Here is a 693-nt window from a genome sequence, read left to right as displayed (position 1 = left end):
TTCTTAGCCGCGCCGCGCTGTAACATCTGGTCACTGTCCTATCCTATATAGCTGCCATTACTACTGAATATATATTAGTCTTTAGGCACTACAGACTTAATTGATACACGTCACCGGCATGCCTAATTTGCCCATCTCTCGTGACTATACACCAGCCAGAGCTGCATACTTCTAGCGAAGCCAAGCCAGCAGTAAAATATCTAGGCATCTCAAAGTTGAGCATCTTTTATTCGCCATTCCTAATGGTAATGGAACCTGATAAGTTTCTGTACTGATAAATTCTTTATAAGGTACAATTCTTGTACCTCTTACTAATTTCTACTAAGGCAGCAAAGCCAGCCACTGTTAATGTTGTGCATCTTTTATGATAAGATATAAATCCAAACCATTATAACAAGATCTATTTAAATGGTTTGGATTTATATTTGTGCGTGTTAGATGTACCTTTTATTACTTTTTATGCTGGGTAACTAAAGCTAATACTTTCTTGTTCTTGTTCTTATTCTTCTTTTTACTCACCGTCTCCGATATCATTTTTGTGGTAGGAGTTTTGTCAGGTGGGCTTGCTGATCCTGGCCTCGGGCAGGATAAGCAAATAGATTTTCGAATGTTGTACTGAGGTTTCAATACGTCGATGTAATATTGTTTTTTGCTTCGTAATTCAGAAGTCTCGCAGTATTCTAAAATGTAGAT

1 protein-coding gene is annotated in these 693 nt (G+C 37.7%); it reads right to left on the bottom strand.

Annotated elements, in window-relative coordinates:
• Positions 1–450 precede the first annotated feature (450 nt).
• A partial coding sequence (locus tag ACQR30_RS15015; RefSeq protein WP_429736557.1) for a hypothetical protein occupies positions 451–693 on the bottom strand: 243 nt, incomplete at its 5' end.

It is taken from the genome of Arachidicoccus sp. (genome assembly GCF_050436765.1).
Classification (GTDB): Bacteria; Bacteroidota; Bacteroidia; order Chitinophagales; family Chitinophagaceae; genus Arachidicoccus.
The sequence above is the reverse complement of the archived record's forward strand: the minus strand, read 5'-3'. Positions and strand labels throughout refer to the sequence as shown.